The organism is Cupriavidus sp. C2SS-8b, assembly GCF_057073745.1.
Window position 1 is genome coordinate 1,321,675 of the sequence record NZ_CP172716.1, and the last position, 25,323, is coordinate 1,346,997.

Here is a 25,323-nt window from a genome sequence, read left to right on the forward strand (position 1 = left end):
AGGCGAGATGGCGGCCCGTGCCTGCGATGGGCGGCATGAGGTCCGGAACAATCGGGCCCGGCAATGGGGCCGGAACAATCCGCGTATTATAGTTGTGCCCCCGCCACCTCAGCGGCCCCCGAACGATCAGCCACATCCCATCACAGGAGTCCCCCGCAGCATGTATGGAACCCGCCTTGCCCGCCTGCGCAGGGAATGGAATCTGCAGAAACTGCGCGCCCTCTCGCGCTATGCGCTGCGGCGCGCGGGAGAGGGCCGCCTGCCCCAGGTTGCCGCCAGCCTGACCTTCACCACCTTCCTGTCGGTCGTGCCGGTGCTGACGGTGGCGTTCGCATTGCTGGCCGCGTTCCCGGTGTTCCGGGAGTTCCGCGCGGACATCGAGGCCTTCCTGTTCCAGAACCTGATTCCGGGCAATGTCAGCGAATCGATCTCGCGCTACCTCGGCCAGTTTTCCAAGAGCGCGCGCGGCCTGACCGCGATGGGCCTGGGCGGGCTGATGCTGACGTCGGTGCTGACCATGCTGACGGTGGAGGACGCCCTCAACGGGATCTGGCGCGTCAAGCAGCGCCGGCCGCTGGCGCAGCGCGTGCTGGTGTTCTGGGCCGTGCTGACCTTCGGTCCGGTCCTGATCGGTGCCAGCCTGTCGATCAGCTCCTACCTGATCTCGGTCTCGGCGGGCTATGTCGGCAATATGCCGATTGGCCTGGGACTGCTCGTGAGTGCCACGCCGGTTGTGCTGTCGGCCCTGGCGTTCGCGTTTCTCTATACCGCGGTGCCCAACGCGTATGTCGAATGGCGCGACGCGATTGCCGCGGGCCTTGTCGCCGCCATCGCGTTCGAATTCGCCAAGCGCGGCTTCGGGTATTTCATCACGCATATCCCGACCTACACGGCGGTCTATGGGACCTTCGCGGCGCTGCCGATCTTCCTGCTGTGGATCTACCTGAGCTGGCTGGTGACGCTGCTGGGCGCCACCATCGCCGCGAACCTGCCGGTCGTGCGGCAAGGGCACTGGCGCCGGCGCACCTTTGCAGGCAGCGAGTTCTTCGATGCATTGGGCGTGCTGCTGCTGCTGTACAAGGCGCGCGAGGAGGTGCCGCGCAGCGTCGGGGAACTGGACCTGGGTCGCAAGCTTCGTGTCGAGGCCGACTACCTTGCCGTGCTGCTCGGCAAGCTCAAGGCCATGCACCTGATTGGCAAGCTGCAGCAGGATCGCGGACAGGCGCACTGGGCGCTGCTATGCGACCCGTCGCAGGTGACGCTGCGCACGCTGTACGACCGGCTGGTGCTCAACCTGCCGCGCTTGCCACGCACGGCGCTGGCGCAGCAACTGCAAGGAGCGGAATCGCTGAAATCGATCCTGATCAATCCGCAGCTCGATCAGCCGCTGGAGGTCGTGTTCAGGGAGCAGGGCGCTGCCGATCCCGCGGCGGCCGAGTCGGCTGAAGCGTCGAGGCCGGCGCTGGAGATGGTGCCGCCGGGGCGGCACGGATAAGCCAGGGCCGACCGTTCAGAACGGAATCCGCCCGCGCAGGATATCCGCATACATGACCCAGTCTCCCATCAGGCTGTAGAGCGGATGGCGAAAGGTGGCGGGCCGGTTCTTCTCGAAGCCGAAATGTCCGACCCAGGCAAACGCATAGCCTGACACCACCGCACCCAGCAGCCACCATGCATTGCCGGTGATGACGATCATCAGCAGGCAAAGCAACGCTACGGTCGAGCCGGCGAAATGCAGCCGCCGGCAAGTGCGGTCGCGGTGTTCGCTCAGGTAGTAGGGATAGAAAGCCGCGAAACTTTCGAATTCGCGCGCGTGGGCCCGGGCCATGGCTGTCTCCGAATGTTGTTCTGGCAAGCCTGTGTCGCAGTGAGCTTCCAGAATACTTGAGAATTTAAACTCGAAGGTCGACTACTCACTGAGGCCGCGAAGCCCCGTGGATGCCCTGTCTTATCCCGGATTGCCCGCCTGCCGTGTCAGGCCATTTCACTGACAGCTTCGCCAGTCAGCGCGGCTTCGGCCTCGTCGGTCACCGAGCTTTCCGCAATCTCGCTGTCGGCTTCGGAAGCCAGGTCGCCCAGGCCGATGGCCACCGTGATATTCGGCGTCCAGTTCTTGCGGTCGGTGCTGGCCTCGGCAAACGTGGTCACCGTTGCGGTATAGCCCTGTGCCCTGAGGTCGTCGGCTAGCCGTTGCGCGCGTGCTTCCAGCGCTGCTTGCGGATTGTCTTCGTTGATGTCGAGGACCAGGCTGGTCTCGAATTCTTCCTTGCCCCGCTGGATTGCCGTCTGCATTGCCTTGAGTTGCTTGTTGGCGAGTGCGACGAGCTTGCTGTACCTGGATTCTTCCTGGCTGGCGCGCAGTGCCTTGGCGGCGTTGATGATTTCGGTGCGGTCCACGAACATGATTGCCTTGCGAGGTGGGGGAGGGAAAGCGCGCAGCACGGGCTTGGCTTCAGGAGCCAGCTTTCCCCGATGCGTGCGACAACTGTATAAATATACAGTGTTCGCCCGCGAATCGGCAAGGAGGAAACGGGGATAGTTGACAGCAGGCCGGCTTAGGTCACCGGCATCCCGCCGTCAGGCACGCGCATTGAACGAATCGTCGTACGCCACGTTGCCGCATGGCATGGCTGTACCGAAGCAGATGGCCTGAAAGTACTGCGGCGGTACATCCGGCAGAACAAGGCCGGGCTCGGCTCGAAAGCCGAAGCGGCCGTAGTAGGCCGGCTCGCCGAGTACGACGCAACCGGCGGCCCCGCTTTCTCGCAGCGCGCACAAGGCTTCGCGCACGAGGCGCGAGCCGATTCCCTGCCCTTGATGGCTCGGCGCCACTGAAACCGGGCCGAGACCATACCAGTCGGCAGCCCCATCGGATGTGGATACAGGAGATACGGCCACATGGCCGACCACTTGCCCGTTGACCTCCGCTATCAGGGATATCGTCAATTTCCGCGCCCTGCGCAGCGCCCTGACGATGAACTGCTCGGTATGGGAAGCATGGGGCGCAGCCAGGAAGGCCGCGGTGGTGACTGCGTCAATGGCATTCGCGTCGGCAGCCGTCTCGTTCCTTATTGCGATATTCATTGAGGTTCCTAAGTCGTGGTGGTTTCTGTCCTGGCTTGACTTTTCTTCCGAAGCTTCCACGTTTGGGCAAGCAATGTCTCCCTGCTCTGCCGGAGCGTTCGAGCCATGGGCGACTTAGGCAAATCTGAAAAGAGGCGATGGTGGATCCTGCGATCGTCGTGTGTGCAACGTCCTATCCAGCCGTCAACTGAGCCCTTCATCCTTCAGCGCCTGTTGCACGGACGGACGCCCGGCGGCTCGCGACACATACCTCTTCAGCGCCGGCCAGCGCCCAAGCGACAGCTTGAAATGGTCGGTCCAACGGAGGATCGCGAACAAGTACGAGTCGGCGACGCTGAACTGTCCCATTAAGTAATCTTTGTCTGTGAGCTGCTGCTCTAGCCAGTCAAATCGCCGCGACAGGCGCGTCCATGCCGCGTCCTTGTCCTCCTGCGATGTGTCCGGCTTCCAGAATGGCGCGAAGCCCTTGTGCAATTCGGCCGAGATGAAGTTCAGCCACTCCTGCAGTTGGTAACGCTCGAACCTGCCACAGGCAGGCGCCAGGTCTCGCCCTGGCGCGCAGTCGGCAATGTACTGCAGAACTATTCCGGCTTCAGTCAGACGATCGCCGTTGTCAAGCGAAAGGGTGGGCACGTAGTTTTTGGGATTGATCTTCCTGTATTCCTCGCCGCTCTCGGTCATGTGCGGCTCGCGATGCAAGTCGACGCGCTCCGTGGAGAACGGCAATCCAGCCTCTAGCAGCGCGATGCGCGCTGACAATGAACACGCGCCTGGGGCGTAGTACAGCTTCATGATCTTTACTCCTCAGCTTGCGTTGCCCACCAACGCCATAGTGCGACGCCATTGGGAAGACAGGAGCGGTTGATAGCAGTTGGCACATCGGGTTACGGCTGTCGGGATCGATCCGTGCTGCGACCAACGCCGGAGGGAGATTCACCTTCCTTCCCGGCCTCCTTATTGGCCGTTCGTTCCTTATCGCCTGATTCGGGCCGTTCATCATCCCTGCGATGCGACGCGGCATGCTCCCAGTCGGTAGCGGCACGTTCGCGGGCACGTTGATTCTTTGCCGCGTTTTCGTTCAACTCGCGATCATCCAGCCCTTGACGTTTGTCGAGCGCAGGATTGCCTGAAGTATCAGATTTGCTTTGTTTCATCGTCTCTCCAATGTTGTTCCGAATGGCTGACCACCCTGGTCGCCGCAACTTCCGTTCCACCGCCGAGACGCTTGCCGGCAGCGCTTGCGCGACATTGCCATGGTAAGAACCAGTCGACCTTGTAAGAAGGTCCGTCGGAGCCGAGGCGAAGGGCCTGGCTGGCAGCAACCCTGCCAAATTCTTGTGTCAGCGTGGAATCGGCTGCGGATGCGAACTACTCCACTCACGCAATGAGGCCGCTGATGAAGCACTTCAGGACAACGAGCGCATCGCCGGTCCTGATACAACCGCCGGATATGGCTGCGGCGCGACTGGCGCGGGACAACGCATACAGCTACCACTCAGGCCTCGGCCGGGCGGCTTTGCGTTCCTTGGGAAGGCCTGCGGGAAGCCAGGCCATGTCACGGTCAGATGTGTGCGCGTTGCCGGTAGTCGATCAGGCTTGAGAACACCGCGATCAGTGCCGCCATGACAACGAAGAACATTAGTGCCAGGAAATACGAGCCCGACCACTGCACGATCACGCCGATCAGGATCGGCACCACCACACCGGCCATGTTGCCGCAGAAGTTCATCGCACCGCCCAGAACACCCGCGCGCTCAGGGCCGCCGATGATGGCCGGCAGGCTCCAGTACATGCCGCAGAAGCGCAGGAAGAACATCGCCACGCACAGCAACACCACGGCCGTGCCGGCGTCGGAGAGGTAGGCCACAGTGAGGATGCAGCCTGCCGCGATCAGCGCCGGCACGCCGAACATCGTGCGCATGACCATGTTGGGTGAGGCACCGGTGGCCTTCCAACGGTCACCGATGGTGCCGCCGATGAGTTCACCCACGAAGCCCGCCATGAAAATCAGGAACGTAGCGCCGCCCGTGGTGGTGATGCTGAAGTTGAACGCCTTGTGCAGGTAGCTGGGCATCCAGGTCAACAGGCCATAGAACACCGAGAGAATGCAGGCGTAGCCGCTGAACATGGCCAGTACCGAGCGATCCTTCACCAGCTCGCGCAGAGGCACGCGCTCGGCGGCAGCGCTGGGGCGGGCATTGCCGCTGGTGATGTGCTCGAGTTCCGCCGCGTTGACCGCCGGGTGCTCCGACGGGTGGTTGCGGATATAGCGCCACGCCACCACGCCCGCCAGCATGGTGCCAAGGCCGGCAATGATGAACGCGATGCGCCACGAACCGAGCCAGGCGATCAGGCCCGAGATCAGGATGGCGCCCAGCGCGCTGCCCAGCGCCGCACCGCCGTCGATCAACACCGCGCCGCGGTTGCGCTCATGCGGCGTCAGCCACAGGCCGATCAGCTTGGCGCCGGCCGGGAAGATGGGCGACTCGGAAATCCCGAGCCCCATGCGTGTGAGCATCAGCACGATCCAGTTGTGGGACACCGCGCCCAGCGCCTGGAATGCGCCCCACGCCACCGTGGCCACGGCGATGATGCCGCGTGCGCGATACCGGTCCAGCAGCAGGCCAACGGGAATCTGCGCCAGCGCGTACGACCAGAAGAACGCGCTCAGCATCAGGCCTTCGAGCGCCGGCGACAGGTTGAATTCCGGCCCGATCATCGGCAGCGCGACCGACAGCGAGGCACGGTCGATGTAGTTGATGGCCGTGAGCAGCAGCATGATCACGAAGATGCGCCAGCGCACGGTGGTAGGCCGCGCCGCCCCGCTGAGCGCGGGCGACGACAGGGCAGGGGAGTCTAAGGAAGGCATGGTGGTCTCCGCGTCGTTGTGGTTGTGCAGGGCGATCGGGTCGTCCCAGGGGGCGACTGTAGGGCTGCCCGCAGGTCTTGCCTAATGACGCTTCGTGATTACGTGATAACCAACCGGATCGAGGCGAATCGTCGGGATGGGGCGCATAAGCGGCCGTTATCGGTCAATCCAGTTTTTTCATTACCGGAATCGGCCGGGGGCTTTGTACTGTTCAGGCCGGAGACATCGAACGGAGAACTGCCCCATGAACGCATTCCAATATTTCTTCCCGACCACCCTGAAGTTCGGCAATGGCCTTGCCAACCAGGCCGGCGCGCTGCTCAAGCCGCTGTTCAGCGGCCGGCTGCTGGTGGTGACCGACGAAGGCCTGCTCAAGAGCGGCGTGCTGGAGGGGTTCTTCGCCTCCCTGAAAGCTGCGGATCTCGGTTACGACGTGTTCTCGGGCGTCGAGGCCAACCCCAGCACGACGGTGCTCGAGCGCGCACTGAACTTCCTGAAAGACCACGGCTGCACGGCGGTGATCGGCGTCGGCGGTGGCAGCAGCATCGACACCGCCAAGGGCGTGGCTGCCATGGCCACCAACGAAGGCTCCATCCTCGACTACGAGGGCTACGACAAGATTCCCAACGCGCCGTTGCCGATCTTCTCCATCCCGACCACGTCGGGCACGGGCAGCGAATGCACCGCATCGACCGTCTTCACGAACAAGGAGACGTTGTTCAAGACCGTGATCGTCAGCCCGAAGATCTTCCCGCAACTGGCCATTCTCGATGCCGAACTGACGTTGAATCTGCCTGCGCCCATCACCGCCGCCACCGGCATGGATGCACTCACCCACGCGATCGAATCCTATGTATCGAAGCAGGCCAATCCAGTCAGCCAGTCGCTGGCGCTTGGCGCGGTGCGCTTGATCGGGCGCAGCCTGCGCAAGGCATTCTACGTGGGCGCCGACGTGGCGGCCCGCGAAGACATGCTGCTCGGTTCGTTCCTGGCCGGCGTGGCGTTCTCGCAGTCGAAGCTGGGCAACGTGCATGCGATCTCGCACACGATGGGCGGCGTATTCAACATCCCTCACGGCATCGCCAATGCGGCGCTGCTGCCGTATGTGGTGGCGTTCAATGTGCCGGCCTGCCCCGAGCGTTTCCGCGACATCGCGGAGGCATTGGGTGTTGATGTGGCGGGCCTCGATGCGGAAGCCGCCGCCCGCCGTCTGGTGGGCGCAATCGTCGAACTCAACAGCGCGCTGGCCATTCCTTCCAATATCCGCGAACTCGGCGTCGACCTGGATCACCTGCCGCAGATGGTGGCCGACTCGATGCGCAGCGGCAATGTGCTGGTCAACCCGCGCCTGACTACCGCGCGCGACGTGGAAGCCATCATCGTTGCCGCGCACGCCGGCAAGCTGTGATCCGGCGACAACCCTACGTCATCTCAACCAGGAATCACCATGTACTACGAAATGCGGACCTACACAGTCCAGATCGGCAAGATGAAGGAATACCTCCAGCACTTCGAAAAGGAAGGACTGCCGGTGATCTCCCGCTACGCGACGCTCGTCGGCTGGTGGTACACCGAAATCGGTGAGCTGAACCAGGTCGTGCACATCTGGGCGTACGAAAGCCTGGATGACCGCATCGCGCGGCGCACGGCGCTGTATGAGGATCGCGACTGGCTCGAGAAGTTCGTCCCCGTGGCCTTTCCGATGCTGGAGAAGATGGAGTCCAAGCTGTTGAGGCCGGCCGCGTTCTCGCCGATCAGGTGAAGTGTTCCTGCAGCGCCTCGGCCAGCAGCCGCGCGCCTGGCGAGAGGTGCGCGCCGGCGCGGGTCACCACGCCGTAGGGCTCGTCGAGGGGCGGGATCGTGACGGGCAGGCGGGCCAGCAGGCCGAACTGCTCGCCAAACGCCGCCACCTCGCGCGGAATCACCGCCACCAGCTCGGGGTTCTCCTGCAGCATGGTCAGCATCGCGAACGTCGATGCGGTTTCGATCGGGTACCGCGGCACGTCCACGCCGGCATCCGCCAGTGCGCGTTCCAGTGCGAACCGCATCGGCGTGTTGACCGGATACGCAACCCACGGCGCGTCGGCCAGATCGCGCAGCGCGAGCGTCTTCCGACGGGCGAGGGCATGGGCTCGCGCAGCCACCACGGCCAGCGGTTCGGGTTCGAGCGGCACGTAGTCGTAAGCCTCCGGGCGCCGGCTGCTGCCGCTGCGGCACACGGCGAGGTCAAGGCGCCCCTCGTCGATCAGCGCCAGCAGGCTGGCACTGGTGCTTTCAACGATCTCGACGGAAAGATGCGGCTGGCGAGCGCGCACGTCAGTCAACGCGCGAGTCAGCAGCGGCACCGCGCCCATGATGACACCGACGGCAAGATGGCCCCCGTGCCCCTGCGTGATGGCCGAGACTTCGGCGTGCAGGTGTTCCAGGTCGCTGTAGATCAGGCGGGCATAGCGCGTGACGCAGCGCCCGAGGTCATTGGCGACGAGCCCTTTCGGCTGCCGTTCGAACAGCGGCATGCCCAGGATGTCTTCGATCTCGCGCAGCACCTTGGTGGCGCCCGGTTGCGAGATTGCGATTTCCTCGGCGGCCTTGTGCAGCGAGCCGTGGTTTTCGAGCGCGATCAGCAGCCTCAACTGCTTGAGGCGCAGGCGGGATGCGATGTTGGCGAGGGAAGGGACAGCCAGCGGCTTCATGGTGACGACGGAACCAAAGCCGCGACTATAGCTTTTTTTGACATTGTTCATATGGAGGGAGACCACTGTGTCCATCGATGTATCGGGGTACCAGTTCATTGGCGGCGAGCGCCGCGCCGCCGGCACGACCGTGCTGCACAGCGTGGACGCCACCGGCGGCGAGCTGTTGCCGCGCCGCTTTATCGAAGCGACGCCGGACGAGGTAGACGCCGCCGCGCAGGCTGCCGCTCGCGCCTATCCTGCATTTCGCGCAACGTCGCCGGCGGCGCGGGCAGCGTTTCTGGACGCCATTGCCGCCGAGATCGACGCGCTCGATGACACGTTCATCGAGATCGTCTGCAAAGAGACCGCGCTGCCGCCCGCACGCATTCGCGGCGAGCGCGCGCGCACCAGCAACCAGATGCGGTTGTTTGCAACCGTGCTGCGGCGCGGTGATTTCCTCGGCGCGCGGATCGACCTGCCGCAACCCCAGCGCACGCCGCTGCCCCGGCCCGACCTGCGCCAGTACCGAATCGGCATCGGCCCGGTAGCCGTGTTCGGCGCCAGCAATTTCCCGCTAGCGTTTTCGACCGCCGGCGGCGATACCGCATCGGCGCTGGCAGCAGGTTGTGCGGTCGTCTTCAAGGCGCACCCGGGGCACATGGCCACCGCGGAAGCGGTGGCCGAGGCCATCGAGCGTGCCGCCCGCACGACCGGCATGCCCGCTGGCGTGTTCAACATGATCTTCGGTGACCGCGTTGGCGAACGCCTCGTCAAGCATCCCGCGATTCGCGCGGTCGGGTTTACCGGCTCGCTGCGCGGTGGGCGTGCGCTGTGCGACATGGCGGCGGCGCGCCCGCGGCCGATTCCCGTGTTCGCGGAGATGAGCAGCGTCAACCCGGTGGTGCTGATGCCCCACGCGCTGGCGCAGCGTGGTGAAACCATCGCTCAGGAATTGGCGGCGTCGGTTGCGTTGGGGGCAGGGCAGTTCTGCACGAATCCGGGTCTGGTGCTGGGGGTGAAATCGCCGGCCTTCGATGCGTTCCTGGCAGGGCTCTGCGCACGCATCAACGAGCAACCGGCGCAGACGATGCTCAACGCGGCGGGGCTGCATCACTATGGCGAAGGTGTGGCCGCGCTGTCGCAGCACCCCCGCATCACGCAGCTTGCGGGCGCACCGCAGGCGGGCGAACAGGCGCAGGCGCAGGTTTGGCGCGCCGATGCGTCGCTGCTGACCGACGGCGATCCGATCCTCCAGCATGAGATATTCGGCCCGGTGACCGTGGTTGTGGAACTCGACGACGAAGCGCATTTGCTGTCGGCGCTGGCCGCGCTGCAAGGCCAGTTGACCGCGACGCTGATTGCCGACCCGGCTGACCTCGAAGTGGCCGCGCCGATGGTGGCGGTCCTGGAGGAGCGCGTCGGGCGGTTGCTGATCAACGGTTATCCGACCGGCGTTGAGGTGTGCGACGCGATGGTGCACGGCGGCCCGTATCCGGCCACTTCCGATGCGCGCGGTACTTCGGTCGGCACACTGGCGATCGACCGCTTCCTGCGCCCCGTCTGCTATCAGAATGTGGCTGATGCGCTGTTGCCGGAAGCGCTGCGGGATGCCAACCCGCTGGGTATTCAGCGGCTGGTGGAGGGCGTCTTCACGCGCGATGCGGTGAAGGCCATTCGGTGAGTAGTGTGGAATGGGAGAGCGGCCGGATCGCCGGACACCGATAATCGTGTGCCCGGCGGGGCGGCCGAGTGGCAGGCTTCAAGTCTGAGCGGCCGCTTTCAGGCCGAGGGCCGCCACCCATTATTTCGCTCCGAGAGACTGTTTCTGGCCGCTAGCTGCCTTCGCCCAGCGGCCTCCCTGGAGATGGCGATCGAATGCTTATCGCTGACCTGCGAAGTGATATCCCCGCGCGCATACACGGCAAGCACCATTTCCAGGCGCTGTCAGGGCATCACCGGAGGATTGTAGGAAAGCGTTGCGGCGAAAGCCCATAACATGAACAGAACCAACGGCGTATGCACCAGCAACTGGGTGAAGGTGAAGCCGACCACGTCCTTGGCCCGGATGCCGAGCACACCGAGCAACGGCAGCATCCAAAAAGGATTGATCAAATTCGGCAACGCTTCAGCGGCGTTGTAGACCTGTACTGCCCAGCCAAGGTGGACCTTTAGTTCGTTGGCGGCCTGCATCACGTAAGGAGCTTCGATGATCCACTTTCCGCCGCCGGACGGTACGAAGAAGCCCAGCACAGCGGAATACACCCCCATGACCGCCGAGAACGACTCCGTGGTCGCCATGGAGACAAAGGCTGACGCCAGATGGTGCGACAGCGGGGCGCCGTCGCCGCCGATAGCCTTGGTCAGGATAAAGGCAATGCCGCCATACAGCGGAAACTGGATCAGGACGCCGGCCGTGGACGGCACGGACTTCGCGACGGCGCGCAGAAAGCGCTTCGGACGCCAGTTCAGCAGCATGCCGAGCAGCAGGAACAGGAAGTTGTAGGTATTCAGGTTGGAGATGGCGAGAATCGGATTCTTGGTGGAAAACTCCTGATAGAGCCAGCTCGCGCCCATGGCGACCAGAACCAACGTCAGGATCGGGCTGTATTCCAGCCATTCACCTGGCCGAGATGGCCGCGCGACCGCTTCATCGGCATCGTTCAGGTCAACCCCCATATCGGCCGCCGTGCGAGCACGCGCCTCGGTAGGGGCCGAGAAGTACGCCACCGCCAAGGACACGACGATCAATACGGCGGTCATTGCCATGGATTGCCAAAGAAAGATCGTATCGGAGAACGGGATGACCCCGGTGATATCCAGGAGGGATTTGGGCAGGCTGGCGGCATTTGCCTGTAGCTGCGCGGCGGAGGAGCTGAGTCCCAGTGCCCAGGTTGCCCCCATGCCAAGGTAGGCTGCCGCGCTGGCTGCCCTGTAGTCGACACGGAAGCCGCGCCGCCTGGCAATTGCGCGTACCAGCAAGCCACTGAAGATCAAACTGATTGCCCAGTTGAGCAGGGACGTCGACAGGCTCACGAGTGCGACGAAAGCCACGGCGCCGCGCGCTGTCCGCGGCAAGGCTGCCAGACGGTTGATCAGCATGGCTGCCGGCGGCGACACCGCCACCACGTAGCCGGCAATCGCGACCACGGCCATCTGCATGGTGAAAGGAATCAGGCTCCAGAAGCCGTCGCCAAAGGCCTTCGCCACGGCCTGCGCTGGCGCGCCCACCAACATAGCGCCCAACGCCACCACGACCACGGCGATGGCCGCAAAAATATACGAGTCCGGGAACCACCGCTCGGACCAGTCAGTCACCCGTATCGCAAGGCGTTCCAGTCCGCCTTGTTGTCGCTTCCCGGCATCTGGGAATGTCATGCTTGTTGTTTCTTTCATGCTGAACTCCTTTGGCAGTTTCCTATATCGTTCTAATGGTTCGTCGCGGCTTCGAAACACATGGCGGCCGCGGCCAGGTCTTCCAGTGCGGTCCCCACCGCCTTGAACACCGTGATCTCCTGCGCCGAGCGCCTTCCGGCATGCTCGGCCCTGCACAGGCCGGCCAGGTCGCTGAGAATCCCTTCGGGGCCGATCACGCCGTTGGCGATAGGCGACAGCAAGTCACCGGCCTTGCGGCAGGCCTCGTCCGTATCAACAAACACCGACGTGCCATCGAAGCACGCGTCATCGGCTTCTCGCATGGCAGGGGTGAAGCCCCCGATCAGGTCGACGTGGGTGCCGGGGCGCAGATATTCCCTGCGGATCAGCGGCTCGGTGGACAACGTTGCCGCGCTGACGATATCCACGGCACAGGTGTCTCCATCGAGCCGGGCGACCACCTCGGCATCAAAGCCGTCGGCGCACAAGCGGGCAACGAGCCGATGGGCATGGTCCGTGTCGATATCCCACACCGCGACGCGCCGGATTTTGCGCACGGTGCGATAGGCATAGGGAAGCAGACTGGCCACGCGGCCGGCGCCTAGCACCAGCATGGAACTCGCGTCCGCGCGGCACAGGAAGGACGCCGCGAGGGCCGACGCCGCGGCCGTCCGTCGGGAGGTAATCTCATTGCCATCGATCAACGCCAGCGGCTTGCCTGTCTCCGCACGGTACAGGATGTAGGTCGAATAGAGCCCCGGTAGTTTGCGCCCGGGGTTGCCGGGATAAACGCACACTGTCTTGACGCCCATGTACCCGCTTGCCGCATTCCACGCAGGCATCAGCAAAAGCGTGCCTGGCTCGCCCGGCGTGGCCGTGACCGTATGGCTGTGCCGAAGCGGCGCCTCGCAACCCGATGCGAACGCGTTCTTCAGGGCTGTGACAAGGCGGTCGAATGGCAGGGACGCCCGCGTGGTGGGCGCATCGATGTTCAGCATGGCGATAACTCTTCAAGAAAATGGGAATGGCGATTCATGCGTCAATGACGAGGTCGCTGGCAGGCACCGCCTGGCACGCCAGGCATACGCCGGGGTCATCGGGCACCTCGCCATGCAAGTGGTGTACGGTCCCGGATACGATCCGGACGGCACAGCTCTCGCACTGGCCGACGCGGCAGCCGCTGGGCAGCCGAATGCCCAGCGCCTCGGCGAAGCCAAGCAGGGGGCCATGCTCGGAGCGCCACGAAAGCGTGATGTCAGACCTGCGGAACTGAACCTGGAAGGCCTGACCCGCCTCGATCCGCCGCACCGTTGGCGAGCGGAAAACTTCCTTGTGGATATCGAAGCGCGGCACGCCTCTCGCGGCCAGCCCGGCGGCAAACGCCGTCATCATGGCGTCGGGCCCGCACATGTAGACCAGCGGACGCGAAGCCAGCAGCGCGTCCGGCACAGCCGCCGCAGTGACGCGCCCATGCACCTGGAAGTCGCTGCCGAGGATGTCGCCATCCGCGGGAGCGTCATAGAAATTGATCACCGTGAGTGCGGGGATCAGCGCTCGCAGTTCGCGCAGCCGGTCCCTGAAAGCGTGCGTGGTGCCATTCTGGTTCGCATAGAGCAACAGCATCCGGGGCGGCTCCTGTTGACCGACGAGCGATTCCAGCAGATTGATGAACGGGGTGATGCCGATGCCCCCGGCAAGCAGGACCAACGGTCTTGCTGTACGCGTTGGCATGACGAATGTGCCAGCGGGTGCGCGCAGCGCGATCGTGTCGCCGATCGCCAGTCGCGTGTTGATGAAGGACGAGGCGACGCCGGACACGACCTCCCCACTGGCGAGCCGCGCCCTCGCATGCCGCACGGCGATCGCATAGCGGCGGCGGTCGGCGACGACCGCGGGCCCGGTCAGCGAGTACGAGCGAACCACCTCCTGTTCGCCCGTGTCGACACAGAGCCTGATGGTCACGTGTTGGCCTGGCAGGTAGTCCGGCAGCGGGCCGCCGTCGGCCGGCTCCACGTCCACAGCAGTCACATCGGTTGCCTCCTTGCGCAGCCCGACGATGCGGAACGGTCGATATCCTTCCCAGCGCCTGCGTCGTATATCGAGCATGGCGTTGCGTTCCACGTTGCAGTGGCAGGATCGCAGCGGCGAGGAGCCGCTAACCGGATCCTGCCGGGTCGCATCGATCAGTGCGTTGAAGTTTGCGCTGTCCGTGCCAAGCACGGCGGTGGGCTGTTGCCCCATGGGGTCGCACCCTTGCCACCATCCATACTCCCCTACCAGCACGGCGGGATGCAGGCCTGGCTGGACGCGCGCGGTAAATAGCGCGCTGCCGGCCGGCGTCGACACCCGGACGGAATCTCCCGTGCGGATATTCCTGGCCGCGGCGATATCGCTGGAGATATCGAGCTGCGGCAGCAATGCCTTGCGGCGCAAGGACGCCACGCCGCGTTGCTGGCTGTGGCAGTAGTAGCCGTTCTTCGCCGACGTCATCAGATAGGGAAACGATGCGCTGGGCTGTCCTGCATCGTTCCATGCTGATTCTGGCAGGCCGGGCAGCGGCGGATAGCCATGACGGAGCAGGCGCTCGGAGTAGAGCTCGACCAGCCCCGTCGGCGTGTTGAAAGGCTGACCGTCGGTGCCGGCCGCGTACTTCATCTCCACATCCTCGACCGGCACGCGTATCCCTTCGGGGGCGTCGCGCAGCGCCGCCACGGTCAGGCCCGTCGGCGCCAGCATGTGGTTCCAGCCGGCTTCAAGGCTGCCGCCGAAGAAGGCCTCGTCGAGTCCGATGCGCGCAGCCAGTGCGAACACGATGTCGTTGTCCGAGCGGGATTCGCCGCGCGGCGCAACCATGCGCTGGCGCAACTGCACGAGCTGCTCGGCATCGGCGGACACCTCGAAGCCGATTCGCAGACCTTCGCGTTCCCAGGGCGTGTTCACTGGCAGCAGGATGTCCGCGTGCCTGGCGCTAGGGTTCTCGAAGAGGTCGCAATGCACGTAGAACTCCAGCTCGCGCAGGGCCTGCTCTGCGTTGGCCACATCGGGCTGCGATAACAGCGTATTGGTGCCGAACGCAATCAGCGACGTGACCGCATAAGGTGCGCGGTCCGTGATCGCGCGGTAGAGGTCCGGCGCCGTGACCCAGCCTTGCGCCGGTGGACCGAGCGGCCGCGCATCCAGCCCCAGCGCCTTGTGCGCCTGATCCGGGCTCAGCAAGTCGAACCGGCTTACCGCGTTGAACGGCGGCTTGCGATAGACACGGTTGCCGCCGCGGCGATCGAAGCTGCCCGTCAACGCATACAGGCACGCAATGGCTCGCTCCGTCTGCGTGGCGTTCTCATGCTGACCGACCCCGGACCACGCGTGATACGCGACGCGGCCCGCCGCACCGATCAGGCTCGCCGCATGCCGGATATCGCCCTCTGGGATCCACGTGAGCGCGGCCGCGCGCTCGACCGTATAGCGTGCACACTCCGCGGCATACAAATCGAAGGCCGGCTGGCACAGCAGCGACTCGCGCTCGCCGCCGCCGATCCGCGGGATGGAAAAGGTACCGCGCAGTGCGATATGCTGCGCGTCGTCGACGCCTTTGCCGGCCGGCACCGCCATGCGCTGGCGCGCGTCCCAGACCAGCAAGGCATCCGTATCCGTCAGGCCGATGTCGCCCCCACGGAGGAAGGCACCGTTGTCCTGGCGCACGAGCAACGGGCCATTGGTCCAGCGCCTGACAAAATCGATATCGATAGCATTGGCTTCGATCATCAGGTTGGCCAGCGCCATGGCCAGCGCAGCATCGCTGCCGGGCTTGACGCGCAGCCACTGGTCGGCGTCGTCCGCGAGGGCTGTCTGCCGCGGGTCCACCACGATAAGCCGGGCGCCGCCCGCCCGACCGGCGCCGATTGCCTCGGCTTGCGACAGCCACGTATTGGTCGGATTGTGCCCCCACAGCAAGATCAGCTCGGCATTGCGGTAGTCCGCCGTCGGCATCCCGCAGCCGAAGGTAAAGGCGTGTGCGAAGTCCTTGTGCCAGTTGCAGATCTCGGTGGCGTAGCAAATGTTCGGGCTGCCATAAAGGCGGACAAAGCGCTCGATCCAGTCGATGCTGTCCGACAGCGCTGTACCGCTGGGTGTCGTCACCGCGAACGCGACGGACTCGGCGCCGCGCGTGGCGCGCGCGTGCAGAAGGCGCGCGGCGATTTCATCGAGCGCCTCGTCCCAGGAAATGCGTACCCAGCCCGGATCGTCCGCTCCTTTCGGATGGGTCCTGCGCATCGGGTACAGGATCCGATCGGCGCTGTGCACCAGTTCCGGGGCAGCCTTGCCCTTCAGGCACATCGCTTTGCCAGTGGGGTGATCGCCGTCGGGGCGGACCGCGACCAGCGTCTCGCCGTCGACGACGTTGACCGTACCGCAACGGGAACGGCACAACGTGCAGAACCCCTTCTTTTCTACTTCGCTCATCGCCCGATCCCGACAACTTGTGTTCGAGCTGGATGCTAGCTAGCATGGAGCGTTATAGCTAATTCATAGTTCTGACATTGCAATATCGAAAAAATCGATGCTGCCGACACTGAAACAGATACAGCACTTTGTTGCCATTGCCGAGACGGGGCAGGTGTCGCGCGCCGCACAGCGCTGCCACGTTTCGCAGTCCTCGATGACGGCATCGCTAAAGGCGCTGGAGGATGTCGTGGGCGCGCCGCTGTTCTCGCGGCACGCCGCCGGGGTAAAGCTGACTGCTGCGGGCATTCGCTTCTTGCGGCATGCGCAGCAGATCGACGTGGCTGTGCGCGAGGCAGTCAGTGCGGCCGCGGTCACCCCTGCGGCGCTGACAGGCGTCGTCCGCCTCGGCGTCACAGAGACCATCACGGCATACGTTCTGCCCAAGCTGTTGCCCGCCCTCGAACAGAAGTTTCCGCAACTGGAACTGCAGATATTGGAGCGACCGCGCGGCGATATCGAGGCGCATATCCAGACAGGCAAGCTCGACCTCGCTTTGCTACTGGTTTCCAACCTGCCTGAAATGCAGCACGTTGGCTGCGAAACGCTGCTGCGCTCGGCGCGTCAGCTCTGGGGGCATCCGGACCATCCGCTGATGCAGCAGGAAGAGATAAGCCTGTCCGACGTGGCGCAGCACGACTATATCTTGCTCGACATGGACGAACATATCGCCACCGTGATCAGGTATTGGGGACAGTACGGCCTTTCGCCCAGCGTGCGGCTGCAAAGCTGTTCCATCGAGGCCGTGCGCAGTCTGGTGGCGTCGGGGCGCGGCGTATCCATCCTGTCCGATCTCGTTTATCGACCCTGGTCGCTTGAAGGGCAGCGCATCCTGCGGCGCGGCCTTTCCGACAGGGTGCCGTCCATGGACGTCGGATTGATCTGGCGGCTCGACGCCGGAGCAGACCCGCAGACGCAAAGCTTGCGGGAATTTTTGCGGGTTGCGCTGAGGGAAACGCTACGCTAGCGCCTTTACTTCGCCAAACGATCTACTGCTCAAGTTGCACATCCCGTATGTGTGAATCTCGCGCGGTCCGCGCGGGAACGTTGCGTGATTCTCACGCGGCAGCATAGGGTGTCGAAGGATTTGATGTGGTGCCAGACGTCAATTTGACGGAGCATGCGTCCAGCCGGGGCGGCTCCCATACTCCTCAAAAAGTTGGAGCATAGTGGTCTTTACCTTCACCACAGCGTTGCTGATGAGTCCCGATTCCTTCCAGCACAGGGACAGTTCCCGCGCGAACAAGTTGTGGTCGACCCTGGCAATCTTCAGTTTTCGTTGTTCGATCTCAAGGTAGGCCGCCGACCACGGCAGGATGGTGACGCCAAGCCGTTCCAGCACTGCAGCGAACAGCAGCGCCGTCGAGCTCGCTTCGAACAAAACGTTCCATTCGACGCCTTCTTCGCGCAGTGCCCATTCGACGCGCCTGCGGATTGTATTGGGCGCGCTTGGCATGACGAGCGGCATTTGTGCAAGGCGCGATAGCGACACCACCTCGGCTTCCAGTGGAAATTCCGGCCACGCCACAAGATAAAGCTCCTCGGTGAGCAGTGGCTGGACGACCGTCGATCGGCTCCTGTCCGCATCGGCCATGACAGCCAGTGCCACGCGCCCGCTGTCTACCAATTGCGGGAGATCGGCGGTCGGCGCCTCGATCAGTTCCAGCGTGATGCCGGGATGGCGATCCCGGATTCGGCGGGCCAGTGGTATTGCCATCAGTCGCGCTGTGCTCGACGGCATGGCGACCGATACGCGGCCTGCGGGCTCTTCGGCATCCTGCCGCAGTAGTTCGCGCGTCCGGTCGGCTTCCATCAGCAGGCCAAGCGCGTGCCGGTAGAGCGTGCGCCCGGCCGGTGTCGGCATCACCCCGTGGACGCTGCGTGTGAGCAGTTGCATGCCGAGATCGCGTTCGAGGGCACGCATCTGCTGGCTCACTGCCGGTTGCGCGATATGCAGCGCTTCGCTGGCGCGTGTGACGTTGCCAAGTTCCACCACCTTGGCGAAGTACCGAAGCTGCCGGAGATCCATTCTCCACCATAAGCGTTTTGTATGCCGTGATAACAATATCATATTTTTTTAATATGAAACGGCTTCGTACACTACGTTTCCAGATGGTCGGCGATGGCGCGATGTCCCAGCGAATATGACGCCAGGCCTTTTGGCAAAGCGGCGGGCGCGCCGCCAATTCCCAAGGGCGCCACCGCGGCTATCGCAAGTCGGGGCGACAGATCCCGCCTGTACTCCATTTATCCATGACACCGCGGGCGGAGACTTCTACATGCAAGCGTTAGACAAGATCAGGATCGTCGACTTCAGCCGGGCTTTGTCCGGCCCGTTTTGCGCGATGGTGCTGGCTGACCTCGGGGCCGACGTCATAAAGGTTGAGGCAGGCCCCAAGGGCGATATGAGCCGGACATGGGGACCGTTCGACCGTGGTGTCAGCACATACTATCTGTCCTGCAACCGCAACAAGCGCAGCGTCTGCCTCGATTTCCGGCACCCCCTCGTGCACGAGGCGCTGCTGAAACTTGTCGACGGCGCCGATGTTGTGATCGAGAACTTCAAGCCGGGCACGATGGAGAGCATGGGGCTTGGTTTCGACGTCCTGAGCGCGCGGAACCCGCGTCTGATCATGGGAAGCATCAGTGCCTTCGGTCCGTCCGGCCCCTTGAGCGGCTCGCCCGGATTCGATCAGATTGCGCAGGGCTATTCCGGGCTGATGAGCCTGACAGGCTTCCCCGAAGGGGAGCCAACCAGGACCGGCACCGCTATTGGTGATCTGAGCTCGGGCATGTGGCTCGCCATGGCGATCCTCGGCGCCCTCTACGAGCGCGAGCGTACCGGGCGTGGCCAGCGCGTCGGGACATCATTGTTCGAAAGCCTGGTTTCATTGCTGAGCGTCCACGGACAGCGCTACCTGAGCCTGCGCGAGGTGCCGAATCGGACCGGCAACCAGCATGCCGTGATCGCTCCCTATGGCGTTTTCGAGACGGCTGATGGCCCCTTGAATCTGGCACCAATCACCACTGACATGTGGGTTCGTCTGTGTCAGCTACTGGATCTGCTTGCATTGCCGGAGGATCCGCGATTCCTGACGAATGAGCTACGTGCCCGCAATCGGACCGAACTCAAAGCCATTCTCGAAGCACGCCTGAAGACCCGCGGCAAGCGCGAATGGACCGAGCTTCTCGTTGCCGAGGGCATACCTGCCGGGCCGATCCATTCGCCGGCCGAAGTGTTCCAAGATCCGCAACTCGATAGTTGCGGACTGGTCGAGGCGGTCGATCACCCTTTGCTGGGCAATCTGTTGCAAGTAGTGACGCCGATTTCCACATACGCGCGGGACACGACTGTGGCGCACCGCATGACCCGCAGGCCTCCGCCAGACCTTGGCGAACACACGCTGGAAATCTTGCGGGAAGCAGGTGTCGCGTCGATCGATGCGCTCTTGACTCAAAAAGCAGCGTTCCAAGCGTGACCGGTCTCGTAATGGTCGGCACGCCGATCTGCATACGCGCGATGGTCGGCTGATCCGCCCTGTCTGCCGGCGAGACGGCCCGACCGACCGTAGCGATCGTCGTCCCACGCCCGGCGATCCCTTTGCGCATAACCCTTGAAATCAAACTTCCGACTGCTTGAGAGAAACCCCGACATGGACCCGCACGCCCCAGATCTCACCACAGATGGCGCCATTGCCACCATTGCCCTGCGTCGACCGGAGGTGGCTAACCGCATTAGCCCGGCCGACCTTCAAGTCCTGCGCGACCACATTGCCAGGGTCAACGACATGGAGAAAGTGCTGGTGCTCCGTCTGACCAGTACCGGAAAGTACTTTTGCAGCGGGTACGACATTGGTGCGCTTGCGGGCAGCTCCGGCGAAGGCGCTCTGGACTTCGGCGAGGTCATGGACACCGTGGAGGCCTGCCGACCCGTCACCATCGCCGCGGTAAACGGCGGGGTGTACGGCGGGGCCACCGATCTTTGCCTTGCCTGCGATTTCCGTGTCGGCGTGCCCGGGTGCGAGATGTTCATGCCGGCGGTTCGTCTGGGGTTGCACTTTTATCAGGGGGGTATGGAGCGCTACATATCGCGGTTGGGGCTCGACCATGCCAAGCGGCTGTTCCTGACCGCAGACCGACTCGATGCCGAGGCGATGCTCCATATCGGCTTTCTCACCGAGATTGTTCCTGAGCAAACACTGAATGCACGCGTCGACGCCTTGTCGTTACAGCTTGCCGGCATGGCACCGATCGCACTGCTCGGCATGAAAAAGCACCTCAACGACATCGCGCGCGGCACGCCAGATCTACGCGCGTTGGAAAGCGATCTGCGTCGATCGCAGTCGTCGTCGGATTTGCAGGAAGGCGCCGCGGCGTGGAAGGAGAAACGGCGACCGGTGTTCAAGGGAAGGTAGAAATAACACAACTGAGGAGACCATATTCATGAAAGCAACTTGGACATTCCTGATCTTGCTGGGCATCAGCGCGCTGCCACACGCGGCCCACGGCAGCGCTGAAGAGGTCTATCCGACCAAGCCAATCCGGCTCGTGGTCGGGTTCCCCGCGGGCGGGGGCGCTGACAATACCGCGCGTCTCTATGGCAACGCGCTGGCGCGCGAGCTCGGCCAACCGGTCATCATTGAGAACAAGCCTGGTGCAGGAACCACCATCGCGGCGGACATGGTCGCCAAGGCGCCTGCTGACGGATACACGCTTTACCTTGGAACCGCCAGCGTCATGGGTAGCGACAAGGTCCTCTTCAGGAACATCAAGTACCAGCCAAAGGACTTCGCACCGATCACGCGGCTGGTCGCGGCGCCGATGATACTTGTGGTCAACAAGAGTACAGGCATCAAGAGCGTAGCCGAGCTTGTTGCTCGGGCCAGGGCACAGCCGGGAAAGCTAAACTACTCGTCCTCCGGAAACGGTGTTTTCACACACGTGGCGGGCCTCTATTTTTCGAGACGGGCGGGCGTCCAAATGACGCATGTCCCTTACAAGGGGGGTGCGCAGTCCGCCCAGGCCGTTGCCGCCGGCGATGTGGAGCTGACGTTTGGCACTGCACCGTCGGTCAGGCCGATGATCGACGCTGGCAAGGTGGTGGCGCTCGCGGTGACGTCCGCTGCCAGCTCGCCCGCGCATCCTCGACTACCGACTATCGCCGAGGGCGGACTCCAGGGTTATGACATGTCTGCCTGGTACGGGCTGTTCGCGCCGGCGGCCACGCCGCCAGAAGTCATCCAGAAGTTGTTCGCCGCTAGCCGCAAGGTAATGAGCGACGCAGGCCTGCGGAAGAAATTCATCAACCAGGGCGACGAAGTTTCCGTATCGGAATCGCCGGCCGAATTTCAGCGATTCGCCGAACGCGAGGGAAAGCTGGCAGCAGATTTGCTGGTTGCTTATGGTGCGAAAGTAGACTAGTCCGAAGCGACCGCAAACGACATTCTGCGGGGCACGGGCCGTCAGTAATTGTGTGTAGAGAGGTGCGCGCTAAAGGTCCGAAACTGCCGGGGTGCGGCCCGAAGCCGGGCAGGGCCGAGCGGTCCTGCTCGACCGGTCCGCATAGGGCCGTTGTCGACCCGAAGCAGTCAGTGAATATCGCAGGAGCCAGTGTCTGTTTTCGGACTACTTTCAGACATTTCTTGATCTCGACTCTTGAGCGGCACCGTCGTCCACGCGCGCGAGAACATGACGATGCCTTCGGCGCCCGCATTCACATCGCTGAGAGGCATGGGGGCGGAAAGCGATCCGCTTGCGCGAGCATTGCACATGCCGATCAATAGCGCAGCGGAATCATTGTCTTTCTGAATCGGTATTGGCCTTGCGTCTTCTGCCGGGAGATCATTGTCTTCAGCATTACCGACTTGAATAAAAAGGAGACAACCATGGCAGGATGCCGAGGCACGGTAACCACTTTTCTCGCAGGCCTGACGCTCGTCGCTGAGCCGCTTGTCGCGTTTGCGGCGCCATACCCCGACAAGCCTATCCGCCTGATCGTCACCTTTGTTCCGGGTGGTGGTGCAGATATTGTCGCGCGTTACATTGCAGATAAGCTGTCGCGCTCGCTGGGCCAACCGGTGATTGTCGAGAATCGACCTGGGGCCGGTGGACAGATCGGTGTCAATGCGGGCAGGGCCTCGGCTCCCGACGGGTATACGCTAACCCTAATTTCTTCCAGCTATACCGTGAATCCAGGACTGTACAGCCTCAAGTACGACCCTGTGGCCGACGTGACTCCCATCGTTCAGGTTTCGAAGGGGCCGCTGATTCCGGTCTCGCATGCGGACTTCGCGCCGCGCAATGTCGCAGAGATCATCGCGTTGGCTCGCGCCAAGCCTGGTGCGCTAACCTTCGCCTCGTCTGGTGCCGGCAGCGTGATCCATCTCGCGGGGGAGCGCTTCGGTGCAAATGCAAAGGTGGAGTTGCGCCATATTCCGTACAAAGGTGGCGGCGCGGCTTTGAATGACGTGGTTTCGAAGCAGGTCGATCTGTACTTTGCCGCCAGCGCCAGCGCGCTGCCGCTGATTAAGGCCGGCAAGCTGAAGGCCTATGCGGTGACGTCTTCGGAACGCTTGCCCGCCCTGCCCGCGGTGCCGACCGTCTCTGAAAGCGGCCTGCCTGGCTATGACGTTACGCTCTGGTACGGCATTGTCGGTCCCAAAGGGATGCCGGCTGATATTGTCAAGCGCGTCAATGGTGAAGTGAATCGCATCCTGGCACAGCCCGAGACCGCAACCAAGTTCGCCACTGATGGCGCCGCTCCGGCAGGTGGCACGCCGCGGCAGTTTGCTGCGCTGATTGCCCGCGAAGTAAAGACCTGGTCTGCGATCGTGACAAAGCTCGGGATCAAGCCTGACTGAGCTTAGAAGGGCTGCCGGTGCTCCACCACAGCCCTATAACTGTCAGTCAGATTCCATATTGGCATTTGCAGGGTCGCCTCGGTACAGTTGGCTGGACAAGGTGCAGGACGCTTTGTCCTGACTGGAACACTGAGGAGCCCCAGCCATGCCAGGCAATACGGAGCAACAAGCGCACGCGATATTGGGCGTCGGCAAAAAACAAGGTGCAGTGCGGCGCTACCAGGTACAGCGCTCGACGACGATCTCCATTGAGGTCTATGAGTTGGGCTCCGGCCCAGCCATCGTCTTGCTGCCGTCGCTCGGCCGTGGCGCAAAGGACATGCTGGAGTTGGCTGAGCCGCTTGCGGCGGCCGGCTATCGAGTGCTCTGTCCGGAGCCACGTGGTAATGGCCGCAGCATCGGCCCCCTTGCCGACAAGACGTTGCACGACTGGGCAGGTGATATCGCGGCCGTGATCGAGCACACCGGCCAGGCGCCGGTCGTCATCGTGGGGCATGCCCATGGCAACTGGATCGCACGCACCGTAGCCAGCGACCGGCCTGACCTAGTTCGCGCGTTAGTCCTGCTGGCCGGATCGGCGGGCAAGGTGCCGAAGGACGTCGATGCCGTGCCGATACCGGCGGAGGTACGCGCCCAGATCGAGCGTTGCGGCGATACCAGCCTGCCGGACGCAGTGCGCCTGGAAAGCCTGCACGCCGTGTTCTTCGCCTCGTGCAACGATCCTACACCGTGGCTGCAGGGCTGGAACACCGAACTGATGACGATGCAGACGCTGGCACAGAAGCGCACACCTGTTGATGATTTCTTCGCTGCCGGCAACGTGCCAATCCTGAACGTGCAGGCTGAGTATGATGTAATTGCACCGCAGCGCTATGCGAATGTACTGCGTGACTACCTTGGCGAGCGCGTGACCAACCTCACCATCCGCGATGCCGCGCATGCCTTGCTGCCGGAGCGCCTGGAGGAAGTTGTGGAGGCGATCATTGACTATATGGCTGCGCTGTCTCCGGCGCAAAGCGCTGTGGCTTGAATGTGGCATGAAGGTGCCGTGATGCAGTTTAGTCCCCGATCGGTTCGCTCATCACTTCGCTCACGACCCGCGTGACTAGATCGCTGGGCGCCTGCTCGCGCCAGATTGCATAGAGCTGGATGTGGCCAGCAGTCTGGCCGATCTCGCGGAACACCACGCCTGGCAGCCCGGCACGGGCGTAGGAACGCGGTACCAGTGCGACGCCCAGGCCGAGCTTGACCATCTGGAAGGTGGTCAGCGGATTGCGCGCCGTATGCGCAATGATTGGACTGAAGCCTGCATGCAGGCACGAAGCGATCATGCCGTCGAACAGCGCCGGCGCATGCTCACGCGAGAATGCCACCAGCGGCACGCCCTCCAGGTCGCTGAGCGCCAGCGCAGGCCTGGTGGCGAGTTCGTGGTCCTCGGGCACGACGATAGTGAAATGCTCGGTGAAGATCGGCGCCTTGCCGAGGCCGCTGCGCGTCGGGATCGAATGCACGATGCCGATATCGAGCTTGCCCTGCATCACTGCATGCGCCTGGTCCGCCGAGCCCATGTCGGTCACGGCGATATGCAGTCCGGGAAAACGCTCTGCCATGCGCGTCAGGATGGTGGGCAGCACATGGAAGATGCCTGACGTCACCATGCCGATCTGCAGCGTGCCGATGTCGCCGGCGGCGGTGCGCCGGGCGGTGGTCACGGCTACGCGCACCTGTTCGAGCACGGTGCGGCAGTCCGCCTGGAAGGCACGGCCCGCGTCCGTCAAGCGAACTTCCCGGCGATTGCGCACCAGCAGTTCCACGCCCATCTCGTCTTCGAGCGCCTTGATCTGTTGCGAGAGCGGGGGCTGCGACATGTGCAGCCGCACCGCGGCCTTGCTGAAGTTCAACTCATCCGCGACGGTCACGAAATAGAGCAGTTGCCGGAGTTCCATGGTGCTGATTTCCTTGC

At 63.5% G+C, this 25,323-nt stretch carries 22 protein-coding genes; 10 read left to right on the forward strand and 12 right to left on the reverse strand.

Annotated elements, in window-relative coordinates; genetic code table 11:
• Positions 1–160 precede the first annotated feature (160 nt).
• Positions 161–1,495 (forward strand): YihY family inner membrane protein, encoded by a 1,335-nt coding sequence (locus ACIGJB_RS06120; RefSeq protein WP_483731847.1) that lies wholly within the window; start codon positions 161–163, stop codon positions 1,493–1,495.
• Positions 1,496–1,510: 15 nt separating this feature from the next.
• Here the strand turns inward: ACIGJB_RS06120 and ACIGJB_RS06125 are convergent, their stop codons facing one another.
• The 6 genes from ACIGJB_RS06125 to ACIGJB_RS06150 form a co-directional block, all read right to left on the reverse strand.
• Positions 1,511–1,828, reverse strand: a complete 318-nt coding sequence (locus ACIGJB_RS06125) for an Mpo1-like protein (protein WP_483731848.1) — start codon at positions 1,826–1,828, stop codon at positions 1,511–1,513.
• A gap of 146 nt (positions 1,829–1,974) precedes the next feature.
• Positions 1,975–2,403: a hypothetical protein gene (locus tag ACIGJB_RS06130; RefSeq protein ID WP_483731849.1), complete on the reverse strand. Its 429-nt coding sequence runs from the start codon at positions 2,401–2,403 to the stop codon at positions 1,975–1,977.
• 174 nt (positions 2,404–2,577) lie between these two features.
• Positions 2,578–3,084, reverse strand: coding sequence for a GNAT family N-acetyltransferase (locus ACIGJB_RS06135; protein WP_483731850.1), 507 nt, complete (start codon positions 3,082–3,084; stop codon positions 2,578–2,580).
• A gap of 183 nt (positions 3,085–3,267) precedes the next feature.
• The gene (gstA, locus tag ACIGJB_RS06140) at positions 3,268–3,876 is read right to left on the reverse strand and encodes a glutathione transferase GstA (RefSeq protein ID WP_483731851.1); all 609 of its coding nucleotides are present in this window, start codon (positions 3,874–3,876) and stop codon (positions 3,268–3,270) included.
• 92 nt (positions 3,877–3,968) lie between these two features.
• Entirely contained in the window at positions 3,969–4,238 is a 270-nt protein-coding gene (locus ACIGJB_RS06145) for a hypothetical protein (RefSeq protein ID WP_483731852.1), read from the reverse strand.
• Positions 4,239–4,645: 407 nt separating this feature from the next.
• Positions 4,646–5,953 (reverse strand): MFS transporter, encoded by a 1,308-nt coding sequence (locus tag ACIGJB_RS06150; RefSeq protein ID WP_483731853.1) that lies wholly within the window; start codon positions 5,951–5,953, stop codon positions 4,646–4,648.
• A 244-nt stretch (positions 5,954–6,197) separates the two neighbouring features.
• Here ACIGJB_RS06150 and ACIGJB_RS06155 point away from each other — a divergent pair, with 244 nt between their 5' ends.
• Positions 6,198–7,361, forward strand: a complete 1,164-nt coding sequence (locus ACIGJB_RS06155) for an iron-containing alcohol dehydrogenase (protein WP_483731854.1) — start codon at positions 6,198–6,200, stop codon at positions 7,359–7,361.
• Positions 7,362–7,400: 39 nt separating this feature from the next.
• Positions 7,401–7,715 (forward strand): NIPSNAP family protein, encoded by a 315-nt coding sequence (locus ACIGJB_RS06160; RefSeq protein WP_483731855.1) that lies wholly within the window; start codon positions 7,401–7,403, stop codon positions 7,713–7,715.
• Here ACIGJB_RS06160 and ACIGJB_RS06165 read toward each other — a convergent pair.
• Entirely contained in the window at positions 7,708–8,646 is a 939-nt protein-coding gene (locus tag ACIGJB_RS06165; RefSeq protein WP_483732263.1) for a LysR family transcriptional regulator, read from the reverse strand. The two genes, ACIGJB_RS06160 and ACIGJB_RS06165, sit on opposite strands and share 8 nt — an antisense overlap.
• Positions 8,647–8,713: 67 nt before the next feature.
• On the opposite strand from ACIGJB_RS06165, the gene ACIGJB_RS06170 reads away from it, so the two are divergent.
• Positions 8,714–10,309: an aldehyde dehydrogenase (NADP(+)) gene (locus ACIGJB_RS06170; protein ID WP_483731856.1), complete on the forward strand. Its 1,596-nt coding sequence runs from the start codon at positions 8,714–8,716 to the stop codon at positions 10,307–10,309.
• 263 nt (positions 10,310–10,572) lie between these two features.
• Here the strand turns inward: ACIGJB_RS06170 and ACIGJB_RS06175 are convergent, their stop codons facing one another.
• Genes ACIGJB_RS06175 through ACIGJB_RS06185 form a run of 3 tightly spaced genes read right to left on the reverse strand, consistent with a single transcriptional unit; the run spans position 10,573 to position 16,461 of the window.
• The gene (locus tag ACIGJB_RS06175) at positions 10,573–12,021 is read right to left on the reverse strand and encodes a short-chain fatty acid transporter (protein ID WP_483731857.1); all 1,449 of its coding nucleotides are present in this window, start codon (positions 12,019–12,021) and stop codon (positions 10,573–10,575) included.
• A 32-nt stretch (positions 12,022–12,053) separates the two neighbouring features.
• On the reverse strand, positions 12,054–12,998 hold the full coding sequence (gene lhpI / locus ACIGJB_RS06180) for a bifunctional Delta(1)-pyrroline-2-carboxylate/Delta(1)-piperideine-2-carboxylate reductase (protein ID WP_483731858.1): 945 nt from the start codon (positions 12,996–12,998) through the stop codon (positions 12,054–12,056).
• 34 nt (positions 12,999–13,032) lie between these two features.
• The gene (locus ACIGJB_RS06185; RefSeq protein WP_483731859.1) at positions 13,033–16,461 is read right to left on the reverse strand and encodes a molybdopterin-dependent oxidoreductase; all 3,429 of its coding nucleotides are present in this window, start codon (positions 16,459–16,461) and stop codon (positions 13,033–13,035) included.
• A 97-nt stretch (positions 16,462–16,558) separates the two neighbouring features.
• Here ACIGJB_RS06185 and ACIGJB_RS06190 point away from each other — a divergent pair, with 97 nt between their 5' ends.
• The gene (locus ACIGJB_RS06190; protein WP_483731860.1) at positions 16,559–17,467 is read left to right on the forward strand and encodes a LysR family transcriptional regulator; all 909 of its coding nucleotides are present in this window, start codon (positions 16,559–16,561) and stop codon (positions 17,465–17,467) included.
• A gap of 138 nt (positions 17,468–17,605) precedes the next feature.
• On the opposite strand, the gene ACIGJB_RS06195 is transcribed toward ACIGJB_RS06190, so the two are convergent.
• The gene (locus ACIGJB_RS06195; RefSeq protein WP_483731861.1) at positions 17,606–18,529 is read right to left on the reverse strand and encodes a LysR substrate-binding domain-containing protein; all 924 of its coding nucleotides are present in this window, start codon (positions 18,527–18,529) and stop codon (positions 17,606–17,608) included.
• Positions 18,530–18,779: 250 nt separating this feature from the next.
• On the opposite strand from ACIGJB_RS06195, the gene ACIGJB_RS06200 reads away from it, so the two are divergent.
• The 5 genes from ACIGJB_RS06200 (at position 18,780) to ACIGJB_RS06220 (ending at position 24,390) form a co-directional block, all read left to right on the forward strand.
• On the forward strand, positions 18,780–19,979 hold the full coding sequence (locus ACIGJB_RS06200) for a CaiB/BaiF CoA transferase family protein (protein WP_483731862.1): 1,200 nt from the start codon (positions 18,780–18,782) through the stop codon (positions 19,977–19,979).
• Positions 19,980–20,153: 174 nt separating this feature from the next.
• Positions 20,154–20,915 carry an enoyl-CoA hydratase/isomerase family protein gene (locus tag ACIGJB_RS06205; protein WP_483731863.1) on the forward strand — a complete coding sequence of 254 codons (762 nt, stop codon included), beginning with the start codon at positions 20,154–20,156 and terminating at the stop codon, positions 20,913–20,915.
• Positions 20,916–20,943: 28 nt separating this feature from the next.
• Positions 20,944–21,921: a tripartite tricarboxylate transporter substrate binding protein gene (locus ACIGJB_RS06210; RefSeq protein WP_483731864.1), complete on the forward strand. Its 978-nt coding sequence runs from the start codon at positions 20,944–20,946 to the stop codon at positions 21,919–21,921.
• Between the two features lie 464 nt (positions 21,922–22,385).
• Complete coding sequence (locus tag ACIGJB_RS06215) at positions 22,386–23,360, forward strand: tripartite tricarboxylate transporter substrate binding protein (RefSeq protein ID WP_483731865.1); 975 nt, start codon at positions 22,386–22,388, stop codon at positions 23,358–23,360.
• 145 nt (positions 23,361–23,505) lie between these two features.
• On the forward strand, positions 23,506–24,390 hold the full coding sequence (locus ACIGJB_RS06220; protein ID WP_483731866.1) for an alpha/beta fold hydrolase: 885 nt from the start codon (positions 23,506–23,508) through the stop codon (positions 24,388–24,390).
• Between the two features lie 28 nt (positions 24,391–24,418).
• Here the strand turns inward: ACIGJB_RS06220 and ACIGJB_RS06225 are convergent, their stop codons facing one another.
• Positions 24,419–25,306, reverse strand: a complete 888-nt coding sequence (locus ACIGJB_RS06225; protein ID WP_483731867.1) for a LysR family transcriptional regulator — start codon at positions 25,304–25,306, stop codon at positions 24,419–24,421.
• Positions 25,307–25,323 lie beyond the last annotated feature (17 nt).